This window comes from Bradyrhizobium sp. USDA 4461 (assembly GCF_054055655.1).
The window spans coordinates 3,172,290-3,187,444 of sequence record NZ_JBSRXM010000001.1 but is presented as its reverse complement, the minus strand read 5'-3'; the positions used below and the strand labels follow the sequence as shown (position 1 = coordinate 3,187,444).

General features: G+C 64.6%; 13 protein-coding genes. 7 read left to right on the top strand and 6 right to left on the bottom strand.

The genetic code is table 11. The features are described 5' to 3' along the window. The first annotated feature begins 384 nt into the window (after positions 1-384). Complete coding sequence (locus tag ACVINW_RS14855) at positions 385-2,010, top strand: calcium-binding protein (protein WP_456751987.1); 1,626 nt, start codon at positions 385-387, stop codon at positions 2,008-2,010. Positions 2,011-2,034: 24 nt separating this feature from the next. On the opposite strand, the gene ACVINW_RS14850 is transcribed toward ACVINW_RS14855, so the two are convergent. Next, positions 2,035-2,961: a methyltransferase domain-containing protein gene (locus ACVINW_RS14850; protein WP_456751986.1), complete on the bottom strand. Its 927-nt coding sequence runs from the start codon at positions 2,959-2,961 to the stop codon at positions 2,035-2,037. Positions 2,962-3,077: 116 nt separating this feature from the next. Between ACVINW_RS14850 and ACVINW_RS14845 the strand changes: the two genes are divergently transcribed. From ACVINW_RS14845 to ACVINW_RS14825, 5 genes are all read left to right on the top strand, one after another. Continuing rightward, entirely contained in the window at positions 3,078-4,136 is a 1,059-nt protein-coding gene (locus ACVINW_RS14845) for a ligase-associated DNA damage response exonuclease (RefSeq protein WP_456756399.1), read from the top strand. Next, the gene (locus tag ACVINW_RS14840; protein ID WP_456751985.1) at positions 4,133-5,890 is read left to right on the top strand and encodes a cisplatin damage response ATP-dependent DNA ligase; all 1,758 of its coding nucleotides are present in this window, start codon (positions 4,133-4,135) and stop codon (positions 5,888-5,890) included. The genes ACVINW_RS14845 and ACVINW_RS14840 overlap by 4 nt, the downstream gene beginning before the upstream one ends. Positions 5,891-5,987: 97 nt before the next feature. Then, positions 5,988-6,296, top strand: a complete 309-nt coding sequence (locus ACVINW_RS14835) for a DUF6460 domain-containing protein (protein WP_456751984.1) — start codon at positions 5,988-5,990, stop codon at positions 6,294-6,296. A gap of 20 nt (positions 6,297-6,316) precedes the next feature. Continuing rightward, complete coding sequence (locus ACVINW_RS14830; protein WP_456751983.1) at positions 6,317-7,051, top strand: MBL fold metallo-hydrolase; 735 nt, start codon at positions 6,317-6,319, stop codon at positions 7,049-7,051. Positions 7,052-7,171: 120 nt separating this feature from the next. Next, entirely contained in the window at positions 7,172-8,497 is a 1,326-nt protein-coding gene (locus ACVINW_RS14825; RefSeq protein ID WP_456751982.1) for an MATE family efflux transporter, read from the top strand. A gap of 130 nt (positions 8,498-8,627) precedes the next feature. Here ACVINW_RS14825 and ACVINW_RS14820 read toward each other — a convergent pair whose 3' ends face one another. Continuing rightward, the gene (locus tag ACVINW_RS14820) at positions 8,628-9,725 is read right to left on the bottom strand and encodes a quinone-dependent dihydroorotate dehydrogenase (protein WP_456751981.1); all 1,098 of its coding nucleotides are present in this window, start codon (positions 9,723-9,725) and stop codon (positions 8,628-8,630) included. After that, positions 9,722-10,066 carry a DUF952 domain-containing protein gene (locus tag ACVINW_RS14815; protein WP_456751980.1) on the bottom strand — a complete coding sequence of 115 codons (345 nt, stop codon included), beginning with the start codon at positions 10,064-10,066 and terminating at the stop codon, positions 9,722-9,724. The genes ACVINW_RS14820 and ACVINW_RS14815 overlap by 4 nt, the downstream gene beginning before the upstream one ends. A 199-nt stretch (positions 10,067-10,265) precedes the next feature. Here ACVINW_RS14815 and ACVINW_RS14810 point away from each other — a divergent pair, with 199 nt between their 5' ends. Continuing rightward, the gene (locus ACVINW_RS14810) at positions 10,266-10,919 is read left to right on the top strand and encodes a S24 family peptidase (protein ID WP_456751979.1); all 654 of its coding nucleotides are present in this window, start codon (positions 10,266-10,268) and stop codon (positions 10,917-10,919) included. 79 nt (positions 10,920-10,998) lie between these two features. On the opposite strand, the gene ACVINW_RS14805 is transcribed toward ACVINW_RS14810, so the two are convergent. From ACVINW_RS14805 to ACVINW_RS14795, 3 genes are all read right to left on the bottom strand, one after another. Continuing rightward, positions 10,999-12,177 (bottom strand): IS481 family transposase, encoded by a 1,179-nt coding sequence (locus tag ACVINW_RS14805; protein WP_456751978.1) that lies wholly within the window; start codon positions 12,175-12,177, stop codon positions 10,999-11,001. A 243-nt stretch (positions 12,178-12,420) separates the two neighbouring features. After that, positions 12,421-13,206, bottom strand: coding sequence for a class II aldolase/adducin family protein (locus tag ACVINW_RS14800; protein ID WP_456751977.1), 786 nt, complete (start codon positions 13,204-13,206; stop codon positions 12,421-12,423). 280 nt (positions 13,207-13,486) lie between these two features. Continuing rightward, on the bottom strand, positions 13,487-15,127 hold the full coding sequence (locus tag ACVINW_RS14795) for a lysine--tRNA ligase (RefSeq protein ID WP_456751976.1): 1,641 nt from the start codon (positions 15,125-15,127) through the stop codon (positions 13,487-13,489). Between the last annotated feature and the right edge of the window lie 28 nt (positions 15,128-15,155).

The window sequence follows — 15,155 nt, the reverse complement described above, 5'->3', positions numbered from 1 at the left end:
CGCTTTGCGCCGGGCAAGCGCGAAGTCACCGCCGTGTGGCGCAATGCCGCGTCACGGCAAATGCGTAGCGTGTAGACTCAAGTTGGAGGGCGAACACAGTTCTCTTGCCTTCTCCCGTTGCGGACAGGGTGGCTCGCATCGAAAGATGCGAACCGGACCAGGGGTCACTGCCCGCAGGACAAACTCCTCATCCGCTTCTCCGGTGTGAGAGGTGTGTGATGTCCCTCGAAGGACAACCCAAGCTGAAATCGCCTACTTGTCCGTCGCGCTCGACACGCGATAGGATACTACGAGAGGTTGAGAGACTGCGGCCCGTCATTTGCCGCGGGACGGCAACGATCCTTCTGTATGACGAGAGCTTCGCTACCACATTGATTTTACTGATTGGCGACACTGGCAACGATACGATCGCAAGCAGAGACGAGGCTGCAACTTCAATATTTTGTAACGCAGTCATATTGGCATTCATGCCGAAGCTCGGAGCGAACAATGGCAACCATCCAGGGCACCAGCGGAAACGACACCCTCCTCGGCACCAGCGCACAGGATACGATCAATGGGCTCGATGGCAACGACTTCATCGACGGCGGCGGGGGTTCGGACTTTATCAACACTGGAGCAGGCAACGACACCGTCGCGTTCAACTTTGGCTATGGATCGAACTTTGTCGCGGGTGTTTCCGGCACCGATGAGATGCTCTTCTATGTCGCGCTCGCGGATGTCGCGTTCATCCAGGAGGAGTTCATCAATTATGGCATGGGCGACTTCGACTACTTCCGCGACACATATCTCGTCGACGGCACCCATGTGGGTGAAAGCTACAGGGCCGGCGGCCCGTTCCTTTCATTGTTCGCGGCGTCGGGCACCAGCGTCCATCAATTCGTCGCCAACGGAGGGACGTCCGCATCGGTTTCCGGCACAGCATCGAATGACATCATACCAGGCAATTCCGCGTCGCAGGTCATGGACGGCGGAGCCGGCGACGACATCATCTACGGCAATGGCGGAGCAGACACGCTGAACGGCGGCGACGGCAACGATTATCTGTCCGCCGGTCTCGACGATGGCAGCAACGATACGTTCGACGGCGGCACCGGCATCAACACCATCAGCTATTCAGGCGTCGGCGGCGGGGTCACCCTCGACCTCGGCGCGCATTACGCCATTGGGCCGCAGGTTGGCCACGATGGCGTCTACAACATCCAGGTCGCGATCGGCAGCCTGGGGAACGATACTCTGATCGGCGAGGCCGGCCCGAACACGCTCTACGGCTACTGGGGCAACGACTATCTCTACGGGCTTGGCGGCAACGACGCGATGTTCGGTGGCTACGGCAACGACATCCTGATCGGCGCTGATGGAAACGATGCTTTGCACGGCGACGCCGGGTCGAACTATCTGTTTGGCGGAACAGGCGACGACACGCTGGATGGCGCGGGCGGACTGGCCTCTTCCGACATCAACGTCATGTACGGTGAAGCCGGCGCCGACGTGCTCTACGGCGGAGCCGGAACGAACTATTTCTACGGCGGCACCGGCGTCGACACGATGTACGGCGGCTCCGGTCTCAATATATTTATCTCGTCGGGTGAGGCCGACGGCAACGTCATCTACGGCGGCTCGGGCCAGAACTACGTCTACGGCTCCGACGGCGGCGACACAGTCACGGGCGGCAGCGCCGTCGATGTCTTCCTGATGGGCTCCGGCGCCGACATCATCAGCGGTGGGGGCGGAGTCGACTACGCCTGGGGCGGCGGTGGTTCGGATGTCTTCACCATCAACGACACCAATTCCGAAGTGATGGTGATCCAGGACTTCAACACTGGCGGTGTCAACGACCTGATCAATTTCGCCGGCACATCGCTGCATTCATTCGCGGACGTTCAGGCCGCCGAAACCTACGTCGCCGGGATCAACACGACCATCATCACAGACTCGGCAGGAAGCGCCGTCTGGCTGATTGGCATCGCACCGGGACAGCTGGACGCGAGCATGTTCCAGTTCACATAGGCCCTCCCACAGAGGGTGAAAGCATCACGGCTTGACGGCGACGGCGACGAGGCCTGGTGCCGGGATGTTGTCCTCGTTGCGCGCCGAGAGATCGTCGAGCAGGGCCAGCGTCAGCCCGGCGGCCGCAACGATCGCGCGTACATAGGCCGCGCTGTGCGCGTAGCGCAGCCCTTGGCCTAAGATGACGCCCTCGCCGTCATGGGTTTCCGTGGTGAAGGCGAGCACGCCGCCTGGCACCAGTACGCGCGCGGCCTCCGCAAGCACAGGCGCAAGATCGGCGACGTAGACCATCGCATCCGCGGCGAGGACCAATTCGGCGCTGGCGTCGGGTTTGGTCGAGATGCCCTGCAGCATGTCGTCGACCTCGAGCTCGGCATAGAGGCCGGTGGCGCGTGCCTTGTCGATCATACGCGGCGACAGGTCGATGCCAATGAAGCGGTCGACATGCCGCGCGAACGCATCTGCCGCCAGTCCGGTGCCGCAACCGAGATCGATCGCGCGCTTGAAGAAGGCCGGCTTCTTGGCGCCCGCGCGCACCGACAGCACCGCCTTGAACAGCAGCGCCGGGCCGCGATAGCCGAGATCGCCGACCAGCGCGGCCTCGAAGCGCGGTGCATATTGATCGAACAGCGTCTGCACATAGCCCGGCGGCATCGCGCTGACCGCCTCGACGCCGAGCTGCATCAGATGCAGGCCGGAGCCATGACGGTCTTCGGGATCGGCGTCGCGTGCGGAACGGAAGGCTGCGATCGCGGCCTCGCGCTGACCGAGCTCGAGGCGGATCTTGCCGAGCCTGTACCAGGCGGACGGGAATTTCGGCACCAGCTCGATCGCCTGCTCGAGCAGCTCGGCGGCCGCCGGCAGATCGCCCTTCAATTGCAGGTCGCGCGCAAACTCGTAGCGGCGGTCGGCAACGAGGTCGCCGGAGGATAGAAACAGGCGGGGAGCCATTCGCTCTAGGAACCATCTTCTTTTACGAAAGCACGGACTTTTCCCGGAGATGGATGCACCGGTCAAGCCCGCGCATGACGATTAGATATCGCGGAATCAATGCCTATATGTCCGGCATGCGCCCGCAAGACATCCTGATGCCCGTCCCGGCCGGGCTTTGCTGCAAGCCCGGCGGCTTCCACATCGATCCTGTCAGGCCGGTCGAGCGGGCCCTGATCACGCATGGCCATTCCGACCATGCGCGCCCCGGCCACGGCGCCGTGCTCGCGACCCAGGAAACCCTCGACATGATGCGGCTGCGCTACGGCGAGAATTTCGCCGGCTCAGTGCAGGCGGTCGCCTATGGCGAAGAGATCAGGCTCGGCGACGTCACGGTGTCGTTTCATCCCGCCGGGCACGTCCTCGGCTCGGCCCAGATCTCGGTCACCTGCAAGGATACCCGGATCGTTGCCTCCGGCGACTACAAGGACGCGCGCGACCCGACCTGCGCGCCGTTCGAGCTGGTGCCTTGCGACATCTTCATCACGGAGGCGACGTTTGGATTGCCGGTGTTCCGCCATGGCGATGCCGCCGGCGAAGTGAACAAGCTGCTGGCGTCCGCAAAACTGTTTCCGGAGCGCGCGCATCTGGTCGGCGCCTATTCGCTCGGCAAGGCGCAGCGCGTGATCGCGCTGCTACGCGAGGCCGGCTACGACGCTCCGATCTATCTGCATGGCGCGATGGAGAAGATCACCTATTACTATCAGGGGCGCGGCATTCCACTCGGCGAGCTCCGGCCGGTGCGCGGCATGAAGAAGGCCGATCTCGCCGGCACCATCACGCTGGCGCCGCCGAGCGCGACATCGGATGTCTGGACGCGGCGCTTTCCCGATCCGGTCACCGCCTTTGCCTCAGGCTGGATGCGCGTGCGCGCCCGCGCCCGGCAGGGCGGCATCGAGCTGCCGCTGGTGATCTCGGATCATGCCGATTGGGATGGCCTGACGGCGACGATCGCCGCGACCGGCGCCCGCGAGATCTGGGTCACCCACGGCCAGGAAGACGCGCTCGTGCATTGGTGCAAGAGCAAGGGCCTTGCCGCGCAGCCGCTCGATCTGGTCGGCTATGGCGACGAGGACGAGGGCGAGACGGCAGCGATCACCGGCGAGGTTCAGTCCGACGGCGAGGCGAACACATGAACCGCTTTGCCGAGCTGCTCGACCGCCTCGCCTACGAGCCGGGCCGCAACAACAAGATCAAGCTGCTGGTCGGCTATTTCCGCGCAACCGAGGACCCCGACCGCGGCTATGCGCTGGCGGCCCTGACCGGCGCGCTGTCGTTCAAGCACGCCAAGCCGGGCCTGATCCGCGACCTGATCACCGAGCGCGCCGACCCGGTGCTGTTCGGCTATTCCTATGACTATGTCGGCGATCTCTCCGAGACCGTCGCGCTGATGTGGCCGAAGGCTGGAGCAAGTTACGCCGAGCCTTTCCTGGGCCACCCCTCTCCCCGACCCTCCCCCGCAAGGGGGGAGGGCTGGGGAGAGGGGTACCGCGGGCGAGATGGCAGTGAGACTCCTCGCACGCACAACAATCCGCCTCCGCCGACACTGACCGAGGTCGTCACCACGCTGCGCACGCTCGGCAAGGCGGAGCTGCCGGCGCAGCTGGCGCGCTGGCTGGATGAGCTCGACGAGACCGGACGTTGGGCGCTCTTGAAGCTCGTCACCGGCGCGATGCGGATCGGGATCTCGGCGCGGCTGGCGAAGACCGCGGCGGCCGCACTTGGCGACAAGGACCCGCACGAGATCGAGCTGATGTGGCCCGGTCTGTCGCCGCCCTATCTCGACCTGTTCGCCTGGCTCGAAGGCCGCGGCGACAAGCCGGTTAACAGCGACCCGACCCCGTTTCGACCGGTGATGCTGGCGCATGCGATCGAGGACAGTGATTTCGCCAATCTCGACCCCGCCGAGTTCAGCGCGGAGTGGAAGTGGGACGGCATCCGTGTGCAGGCTGTCGCCGGCCGCGATGCGCGCGGCCACATCCAGGCGCGGCTCTATTCGCGCACCGGCGAGGATATCACCGGCAGCTTCCCCGACCTGGTGCCGTCGCTGCATCTGCCCGGCGCGATCGACGGCGAATTGCTGGTGCTGCGCGACGGTCGCGTGCAGACCTTCAACGTCTTGCAGCAGCGATTGAATCGCAAGGTAGTCTCGCCGAAGCTGATCAAAGAATTCCCGATCCATTTGCGCGCCTACGATTTGCTCGGCGACGGCGAAAACGATCTGCGCGAGCTGCCGTTCACCGAACGCCGCGCGCATCTCGAAGCCTTCGTCGCCAAGCTCGGCGATCCGCGCATCGATCTGTCGCCGACCGTCACGTTCGCGAGCTGGGAAGAGCTGGCCGCGGCGCGTGCCGATCCGAAGAGTGCGGGCGCCGGCAACGACGCCGACGCGGTCGAGGGCGTGATGCTGAAGCGGCGCGATGCGCCCTATCTGCCCGGACGGCCGAAGGGCCCGTGGTGGAAGTGGAAGCGCGATCCGCACATCATCGACGCGGTGCTGATGTATGCCCAGCGCGGCCACGGCAAACGTTCATCCTACTATTCCGACTACACGTTCGGAGTCTGGACCCGCGGTGAGGCCGGCGACGAGCTGGTGCCGGTCGGCAAGGCCTATTTCGGCTTCACCGACGAGGAGCTGTTGCAGATCGATCGCTTCGTCCGTCGCAACACCACCGAGAAGTTCGGTCCGGTGCGACATGTCGTGCACGAGCCGGATCAGGGGCTGGTGCTGGAGGTCGCCTTCGAGGGCCTGCAGCGCTCGCCGCGGCACAAATCCGGCGTCGCGATGCGTTTTCCCCGCATCAGCCGGCTGCGCTGGGACAAGCCCCCACGCGACGCCGACCGACTGGAGACACTTGAACGGATGTTAATCTCCATGACAGGAAGTTAAACCCGCAAGCCGGATGGCAGCCATTGATCGCGCCCCGCGGGTTTCCCATGTGCACCGCCGTGACCTATAATGCGGGCGATTCCGCCAGGAGAGAGCGATGCCAGACAACATCAGGGACTTGCCGGCCGGCGGCCAGAGCGACGGCCTGTACCGCTTTCTCGGCGGCTCGCCGCTGTCGGTGGCATTCCGGCTGATCCTGCTCTCGATCCTGGTCGGCGTCGTGCTCGCCGCGATCGGGCTCGACCCCTGGAACATCCTCTACAGCATCCGCAGGCTGTTCCAGAGCCTCTGGGATCTCGGCTTCGACGCGATCAACTGGGCCTGGCGCTACTTCCTGCTCGGCGCCGTGATCGTGATCCCGATCTGGCTGCTGTCGCGGCTGTTCGGCGCGCCGCGCGGCCGCTGATAAGCGAGGGTTCGCAGCCGATGCAATTGCGATTTGTCGGCTGCGGCGATGCGTTCGGCTCCGGCGGCCGCTTCAACACCTGCTTCCATGTCAGCGGCGAGCGCGCCAATTTCCTGATCGATTGCGGCGCCTCGTCGCTTCCCGCGCTGAAGCGGCTCGAGATCGACCGCGACGCCATCGACCTGATCCTGATCACGCATTTCCACGGCGATCATTTTGCCGGCCTGCCGTTCTTCCTGCTCGACGCGCAATTCTCCCGCCGCACGAGGCCGCTGGTGATCGCAGGTCCCGAAGGCATCGAAACCAAGCTACCCCAGGTGATGGAGGTGATGTTCGAGCATTCCTCCAGGACCAGACAGCGCTTCGATCTGTCGGTCGTCACGCTCGCGCCGCAGGAGCCGCGCAGCTTCGGCGAGATGACCGTGACGCCGTTTCCCGTGCTGCACGGCGAATCCGGTGGGCCATTCCTGGCCTATCGCATCGAAGCGGAAGGCCGCGTGATCAGTTACAGCGCCGATACCGAATGGACCGACACGCTGATCCCGGCGGCGCAAAACGCCGACCTCTTCATCGCTGAAGCCTATACCCACGACAAAATGGTCAAGAACCATCTCAGCCTGACAACGCTGGATGCGCATCTGCCGGCCATCAACGCGAAACGCGTGGTGCTGACCCATATGAGCGACGACATGCTCGGCCGCATCGACGGCCTGCCCTACACAGCGGCGAGCGACGGCATGGTCGTGATATTGTGACCGCGCAATTGCAGGATAGGCCGTCCAGCCACTTCGCCACCGCATTGCTCTGAGAACATTTCCAGCATGGTCGCGCGGCGGATGACGCGATAGAAGCGTACATTCATCACACTTGTAGCCATGCACGCCCCGGTTCACCAAGAGATCACGACCCGCCAGGTGTTTGCCATCGCCGGTCCCGCGATGGTCGCGAACCTGACCACGCCGCTGATCGGCATCGTCTCGACCACCGCGATCGGTCGCCTCGACGACGCCGCGCTGCTCGGCGGCGTGGCAATGGCCTCGGTGATCTTCGATTGCCTGTTCTGGCTGTTCGCCTTCCTGCGCATGAGCACGCTGGCCTTCACCGCACAGGCGCAAGGCGCCGGCGAGCCGCAGGAATATGCCGCGATCCTGGTCCGGGGGTTCATCGTCGCCGGGCTGATCGGCGCGGCGCTGATCACGCTGCAGGTTCCGCTGGCCGCAATCATCTTCCAGCTGATGGGCGGCAGCGAGGGCGTCACCCGCGCGGCGAAATCCTATTTCATGATCCGGATCTGGTCGGCGCCGCTGGCGCTGGCCAATTACGTCATCCTGGGCTGGCTGGTCGGCCAGGCCCGCGCCAATCTGGCGCTGGCGCTGCAGATCGTGATCAACCTCATCAACATGATCGCTACCGTGCTGTTGGTGCAAACCTATGGCGCCGGCATTGCCGGCGCCGCGATCGCGGCCGTGCTCGCCGAGACGACCGGTTTCGTTGTCGGCATCGTCGTGGCGTGGCGGATCTCGCAAGGCGGCTTCGCGGTTCCCGCGGCCATGCTGTTCGATCGCGCCAAGCTGATGCGGATGCTGGCCGTCAATCGCGACATCATGGTCCGCACCGCGGCGCTGATCGTCGTGTTCCTGTTCTTCACTGCCAAGGGCGCGCGCGAGGGCGACGTCACGCTGGCGGCGAATTCGGTGCTGAACAATTTCCTGCTGGTGAGTGCCTTCTTCCTCGACGGCCTCGCCAATGCCGCGCAGCAGCTGTGCGGCCGCGCCTTCGGCGCCCGCGACGGACGAGGCTTCGCCGATTCGACCCGGCTGGTGCTGCTGTGGGGCATCGGCTTTGCGCTGGCTGTCTCGGTGCTGTTCGCGCTGTTCGGGCCGGCGCTGATCAATTTGATGACGACCAGCGACGACGTGCGCAGCTCAGCGCGCGACTTCCTGCCGTTCGTGATCCTGGCGCCCTTGCCCGGCGTGTTCGCCTTCGGCTTCGACGGCATCTATGTCGGCGCGACCTGGGCCCGCGAGATGCGCAATCTGATGCTGGCCTCGCTCGCGATCTTCCTCGCCACCTGGTGGATGCTTAGCAGCTACGGCAACACCGGGCTGTGGATCGCGCTGCTCGGCTTCTACGTCGCCCGCGGCGGCCTGCAAGGCCTGCGCTATCCGGCGATGCTGCGGAAGTCGTTCAAGATCGTGTAGCTCTGTAGCCCGGATGCAGCGAAGCGAAATCCGGGGTCTGTGTCCGCGGTGAGGCTATCCCGGATTGCGCGGAGCCTGTCATCGGGCGCGCGTTCGCGCGACCCGTTGGCTCCATCCGGGCTACGGGCAACTACCTCACCGGCCAATCTTCGGCCGTGATGGTCGCCGCATCGGCACCGACGATTTCCGACAGAGAGTCACGCCCGGTCCGCAGCAAGGTCGAGGACAGATCGCGCTTGATGTCGTCGACCAGGCCGATGCCCTTGTAGACCAGCGAAGAATACAGCTGGATCAGGCTGGCGCCGGCGCGAATTTTCGTCAGCGCCGCGCCGCCAGAATCGATGCCGCCGACGCCGACCAGCGGAAACGCGCCTTCGACGCGGACATAGGTCTCGGCCACCATCCGCGTCGACAGCCGGAACAGCGGACGGCCCGACAGGCCGCCCTGCTCCTTGGCGCGGTTCTCCTCGCGCAAGGTCGAGGGACGCGCCAGCGTGGTGTTGGCGACGATCATGCCGTCGACCCGCCGCGAGCGCGCGATGTGCACGACATCGTCGAGCTCGGCGAGGCTCAGGTCCGGCGCGATCTTCAGCAGCACCGGCGAATCGCCGGCGTTCTTGCGCACGCGCTCGCGGGTGTCGATCACCCGCGCCAGCAGATCGTCGAGCGCCGCCGATTGCTGCAGATTGCGCAGGCCCGGCGTGTTGGGCGAGGAGACGTTGACGGTGAAATAGCTCGCGACCGGGGCAAAGGTCTCGATCAGCTGCACATAGTCCGCGACGCGGTCCGTCGAATCCTTGTTGGCCCCGACATTGACCCCGACGATCCCTGCGGCGCCACCGCGCGCGGCGAGCCGGCGCAGCACGGCGTCCGCACCGTCATTATTGAAGCCCATGCGGTTGATGACGGCCTCGTCGCGCTCGAGGCGGAACAGCCGCGGCCGCGGATTGCCGGCTTGCGGCTTCGGCGTCACCGAGCCGATCTCGACAAAGCCGAAACCGAGCCGCAGCAGCGCGTCGGGCACTTCCGCGCTCTTGTCGAAGCCCGCCGCCATGCCGATCGGATTCGGAAAATTCAGCCCGAAGGCACGCACCGCGAGCTGGGGATCATCCGCCCGCTGCCGGAACGGCGGCAGCAGCTTCAGGCCCTGGATCGCCATGCGATGGGCATCTTCGGCATCGAACAGGCGCAGCAGCGGCAGCGAGAAGGCATCAAAGGCACGGATCACGGCTTGAGCTCCGGAACGTCGTGGCCGCCGTCGGAGCGCGCGCGCAGGTCGAGGATTTCGGTGACCGCGCCGAGATCGAGTTCGCCGTAGAGATGCGGGAACAATTCGTCATTGCGCGACCGCTCCCAGCGGAGGGCGTCGCCGAGCGCATCGGCATCGACCACGACCAGGAACAGGCCGGTTTGCCCGTGATAGTGCTTGCGTGCGGTTTCGGCCACCTGGGCGGCGGTCGAAAAATGGATGAAGCCGTCGCGTTTGTCGTCCGCACTGCCCCGGTACACGCCCTGCCGCTCGGCCTCGCGCCAAGCCGAAGCGGGGGTGATTTTGTAGATCATAGGCACGGCCCGGCCTTCCCTTTTGTCCTTGAGTCTTTTGGGGGTTTATCCGGATTTGCGGGGAAAGGCCCCAATCGCCATCTGGCGAGCGAGGGACCGTATCGGCGGTGGCCGCGCAACTCAAGCGGTGTCGGGACACATCCGCCGGCAGATTTGCGAAAATCGAAGTTTCAGGCAATAATTCCTACCTTCCGGGATGTTCTCGATGGCCAAACAGTCCAAAGCCGCCCGACCGCTGACCCACGCTCAGGTCTGGGCCGCGCTCGACCGGCTTGCCGAGCGTGCCGGCCTGTCACCATCCGGCCTCGCCAAGCAGTCCGGTCTTGATCCCACCACCTTCAACAAGTCCAAGCGCGTGACCGGCGACGGGCGCGAGCGCTGGCCGTCGACCGAATCGCTGTCCAAGGCGCTGGCCGCGAGCAATGCCAGCATGGAGACCTTCGTGCAGCTGCTCGGCGATGGCGCGCGCGGCGCTCAGTCGGTGCCGCTGATCGGCTTCGCCCAGGCCGGCGCCGGCGGCTATTTCGACGACTCAGGCTTTCCCGCCGGCAAAGGCTGGGATGAAGTGGCGCTGCCGGGGACCTCAGACGAGCACGCCTATGCGCTGGAAATCGAGGGCGATTCGATGAAGCCCGCCTATCGCGAAGGCGACATCATCGTGGTGTCACCCGCGACCGCGATCCGCCGCGGCGATCGCGTGGTGGTGCGCACCAGCGGCGGCGAGGTGATGGTGAAGGAATTGAAGCGCCGCACCGGCAAGGTGCTGGAACTCGCCTCGCTCAACCCGGAGCACCCCGACCGCATGCTCGATGCTGAAGAGGTCACGTGGATCGCGCGCGTGGTGTGGGCGAGCCAGTAGCGGTCAACACAACAACGGTGTCGTCCCGGGCAAGCGCAGCTGCGTCCCCAGACAAAACTGTCATCGCCCGGCTCGATGTTTAGACCGGAGACATGGCTGACGCCTGTTCCGACACATCACTGACAGGTCTGCCATTGGTCAAGTCGATTGATGCGACCTGCCAGCTGGCGAAGAAGATTCCGTAGTTGCCGTCGCGGTTGAGCGGTCTGATCGCAAGAGGCTCGCCGCAGAAGGCTTGCGGGACTTTCCACATCTGCCCCCGGAAGGCGACGTAGCTCCGTGTCGAGGAGACGATGCGAACGATCTCTCCGGTATCGTATTCGACCTTCGGAACACGGTTCGGCATGGCGCGAGAACTCGGCCGGTAGCGGTCGGCTGGGACAGCCATGCCGAGCGCCTCGTGAGGCCGCTCCAAATTGTAGAGTGTGCGCCAGCTATCCAGGGCACGCTGGACTTCCGGCAAAGTGCGGAACGAGCGCAGGGCAAACACTTCCGCTTTCAAACTGCGATGGAAGCGCTCGTTCTTGCCGCGGCCCTGCGGGTGACACGGCCTGGCATGCACCACATGGATGCCGAGCTTGAGCAGCCAGACCTTCAGCGCGGTCCAGCGAGCGCCGGACGTATCGCCCCAGGGCGAGCCGTTGTCGATGTAAAAGACGTCCGGTAGGCCATAGCGGCGAAAGGTATCGGTCAGATGCTTCTGCACGTTGGGGCGCTGCTCATTGGCACATGCCTTCAGGCACAGAGCATAGCGCGAGTGATCGTCCACCATGGTCAGCGGATGGCACCGCGTCCCGTTGCCGAGAGGCATGTGGCCCTTGAAGTCCATCTGCCACAGCTGATTGGGAGCCTCCTTCTCAAAGCGATGGCCTGGCGGACCGGGCGGTGCCTTCTCACTCGGCTTGATCCGCTCATGTCGGCACAGGATCCGATGCACCGTGGAGGCCACTGGCACAGCTTGCCCGTCCCGCTTCAGGCAATGGGCGATCTTGCGCGCTCCCCAGGCCGGATGCTTGTCGCGGACCGCCACCACCTGCGCCTCCAGCGCGATCGCACTGCGCTTGGGCATCGTCTTCGGTCGACGGGACTGATTGGCCAGTTCCCGATCGCCGGCATGCCACCGCCTCAGCCACTTGTAGCCGACATCAGGACTGATCCCAAAGCGCCGGCACAGCTCTCGCCGGTTCGCGCCTTCCTGCAGAGCAAGCCGCACAAACTCTCGTCGCTGATCCATCACTGACACCTCGCTCCACGGCATGGACGGCTCCCGAATCGACCAATCCAGCCAATTTTGACGTGTCAGCTATGTCTCCGAACACCTGTCAGTGATCTGTCCGGTCTAAACACTCGACCGGGCGATCCAGTACGCCGCGGCTTCTCGACTCAAGCACAGCCGCCTCTGGAATACTGGAGCACCCGCTTTCGCGGGTGATGACACCTCGCTGTTTGATTTCTCGTCTCGGCGTTCGCAGGGACGACGGCGGAGATTGCGCTGCGTAGTCTACGTCGCGTAGTCCGGCTCCTTGCGATCCAGCATGCGCTTCAGCGCATCGAAATGCCGCTGCGCCGGGGATGGGCCGCTGTAGAGATGGTCGTCGCGGAAATCGCGCTTGGTCTTCTCCACCACATGCTGCGGCAACTGCTTGAGCGGCTGCTGGGTCCACATCGCGTAGATTTGCACCTGCGCGGCGCGCTCGATGTAATAGAGCCGGTCATAGGCGTCGGCGACGGTCTCGCCGACGGTCGAGATGCCGTGATTGGCCATGAACAAAATGGTCTTGTTGCCGATCACCTTGGCGAGCCGTGCGCCTTCCTCGGGGTCGAGCGCAGGTCCGGTGTAGAGATCGTCATAGGCGATCGCCTCCGACAGCCCGACCTCGGTCTGGCCGATCTCCTTGATCCGCGGATCCTCGAGCCGGGTCAGCGCGCTGGCATACGGCATATGGGTGTGGAACACCGCCTTGGCCTGCGGCAGCGCCTTGTGGATCGGCGCATGGATACAGAAGCATGAGCGCTCGACCTCACCCTCGCCGCGCTTCACCTCGGCATCGTCGATGCCGACCTCCATGAACGACGACGCGGTGACCTCCGACCAGTGCATGCCGAACGGAATCTGGTAGTAGCGGTCGGTGCGGCCGGGAACCACGAAGGTGAGATGGTTGAAGATGCCTTCGGAAAAGCCGTGGATGTAGGCGAGCCGATGCGCCGCCGCGAGATCGACCCGCGCCTGCCATTCCTCGGCGCTCGAACTGTCCTGCAGCGATGTCGGTGAAACCCTGAACTGCATGCGCATGCTCCCATCTGTGCCGGCCCCTTGGCGGAGGCCGTGCTGATTTTATGGGGCCGACTGTAGCGCAATCCGGCAACAGCCTCGGCTGAAATTGCGGCAGGACTGCCATCTGGTTTTGCGGCGCTACGCCGCAGTGTGCGCTCGTAGCCCGGATGGAGCCAACGGGTCGCGCGAACGCGCGCCCGATGACAGGCTCCGCGCAATCCGGGGCACCGAGGCCGCTGATGATGATCCCCCGGATTTCGCTTCGCTTCATCCGGGCTACACATCCTTCAAATTACGACGACCGTGCCAATGCGCCGTCGATCATGTTGACCGCGTTCTGCACGCCGTAGACCGCGACGAAGGAGCCGAAGCGCGGGCCCTTCTCCTGGCCGAGCAGCACCTGGTAGAGCATGTTGAACCAATCGAGCGAGACGCCGGGGCGGCCGTCCTTGCCCTTCTTGACCAAGTCGAGGAACGGCTCGCGGCGGCCGATCTCGTAGACCACGTTCTGGATGTCTTCCGCGGTCGCCTCAGCCGGCATGTTGGCGAGCGCATCGCGCAGATCCTGCAGCGCGGCGCGTTCGCCGTCGGTCGGCTCGCGGAACTGCTTGGTCGGCGCCACGAAGTCGCGATAGTAGTTGATGGCGTAGCCGACCATCGCATCGAGCTTCGGATGGGTCTGCGGCGTCACACCCGGACGATAGCGGCCGATGAAGCCCCACAGCGTCTCGGCATTCTCCGCATTCGACGACGACACCAGCGTCAGCAGCAGCTGGAAGGTGACGGGCATGTCGGCCTGCGGCGGCTTGCCGGAATGGATGTGCCAGACCGGATTTTGCAGCTGCTGCCGCGCCTCCTGGCGCGTGAAGCCGTCGAGGAACTGCTGGTAGTCGTCGACGTTGCGCGGGATGACGTCGAAATAGAGTCGCTTCGCCGCCTTGGGCTCGCGATACATGAACAGCGACAGCGATTCCGGCGAGGCGTAGCGCAGCCATTCGTCGATGGTCAGGCCGTTGCCCTTCGACTTCGAGATCTTCTGGCCCTTCTCGTCGAGGAACAGTTCGTAGTTGAAGCCTTCCGGCGGTGTGCCGCCGAGCGCCGCGCAGATCTTGCCCGACAGCTTCACCGAATCGATCAGGTCCTTGCCGGCCATTTCATAGTCGACACCGAGCGCATACCAGCGCATCGCCCAGTCCGGCTTCCATTGCAGCTTGCAGCGGCCGCCGGTGACGGGAACGGTGACGCTCTCCTTGGTGTCGGGGTCTTCATAGGAGATCGTGCCGGCCTTGGCGTCATGCGCGGTCACCGGCACGTAGAGCACGAGGCCGGTGCGCGGACAGATCGGCAGGAACGGCGAGTAGCTCGCGGCGCGCTCCTCGCGCAGCGACGGCAGCATGATCGCCATCACCTTCTCGATCCGCTCCAGCATGCGCAGCAGCGCGGCGTCGAACCGGCCGGAGGTGTAATACTCGGTCGAACTCGCGAATTCGTAGTCGAAGCCGAACTGGTCGAGGAAGGCGCGCAGCCGCGCATTGTTGTGCTGGCCGAAGCTCGGATGGGTGCCGAACGGATCGGGCACCTTGGTCAAGGGCTTGCCGAGATGCTGCTCGAGCAACTCCCTGTTCGGCACATTGTCCGGCACCTTGCGCAGGCCGTCCATATCGTCGGAGAAGGCCAGCAGGCGGGTCTTGATCTTATCTTCGGTGAGCACGCGGAAGGCGTGGCGCACCATCGTGGTGCGCGCGACCTCGCCGAAGGTGCCGATATGCGGCAGGCCCGAGGGGCCGTAGCCGGTCTCGAACAGCACCTCGTCCTTGGGATTTTTCTTCAGCCGCGCCACAATCGCTTTCGCCTGCTCGAATGGCCAGGCGTTGGATTGTTCGGCGAGCGCCCGCAGGTCGCTCGGGCTGGCAGAAGGATCGATCACGGACATTCCTCGGGCTTTCTCCAAAAAGGCCGCG

Coding starts and splice junctions, on each gene's coding strand:
- ACVINW_RS14795 (WP_456751976.1), bottom strand. CDS start 15,127: ATGTCCGTGATCGATCCTTCTGCCAGCCCGAGCGACCTGCGGGCGCTC.
- ACVINW_RS14840 (WP_456751985.1), top strand. CDS start 4,133: ATGAACCGCTTTGCCGAGCTGCTCGACCGCCTCGCCTACGAGCCGGGC.
- ACVINW_RS14800 (WP_456751977.1), bottom strand. CDS start 13,206: ATGCAGTTCAGGGTTTCACCGACATCGCTGCAGGACAGTTCGAGCGCC.
- ACVINW_RS14845 (WP_456756399.1), top strand. CDS start 3,078: ATGCGCCCGCAAGACATCCTGATGCCCGTCCCGGCCGGGCTTTGCTGC.
- ACVINW_RS14830 (WP_456751983.1), top strand. CDS start 6,317: ATGCAATTGCGATTTGTCGGCTGCGGCGATGCGTTCGGCTCCGGCGGC.
- ACVINW_RS14805 (WP_456751978.1), bottom strand. CDS start 12,177: ATGCCGTGGAGCGAGGTGTCAGTGATGGATCAGCGACGAGAGTTTGTG.
- ACVINW_RS14810 (WP_456751979.1), top strand. CDS start 10,266: ATGGCCAAACAGTCCAAAGCCGCCCGACCGCTGACCCACGCTCAGGTC.
- ACVINW_RS14850 (WP_456751986.1), bottom strand. CDS start 2,961: ATGGCTCCCCGCCTGTTTCTATCCTCCGGCGACCTCGTTGCCGACCGC.
- ACVINW_RS14835 (WP_456751984.1), top strand. CDS start 5,988: ATGCCAGACAACATCAGGGACTTGCCGGCCGGCGGCCAGAGCGACGGC.
- ACVINW_RS14825 (WP_456751982.1), top strand. CDS start 7,172: ATGCACGCCCCGGTTCACCAAGAGATCACGACCCGCCAGGTGTTTGCC.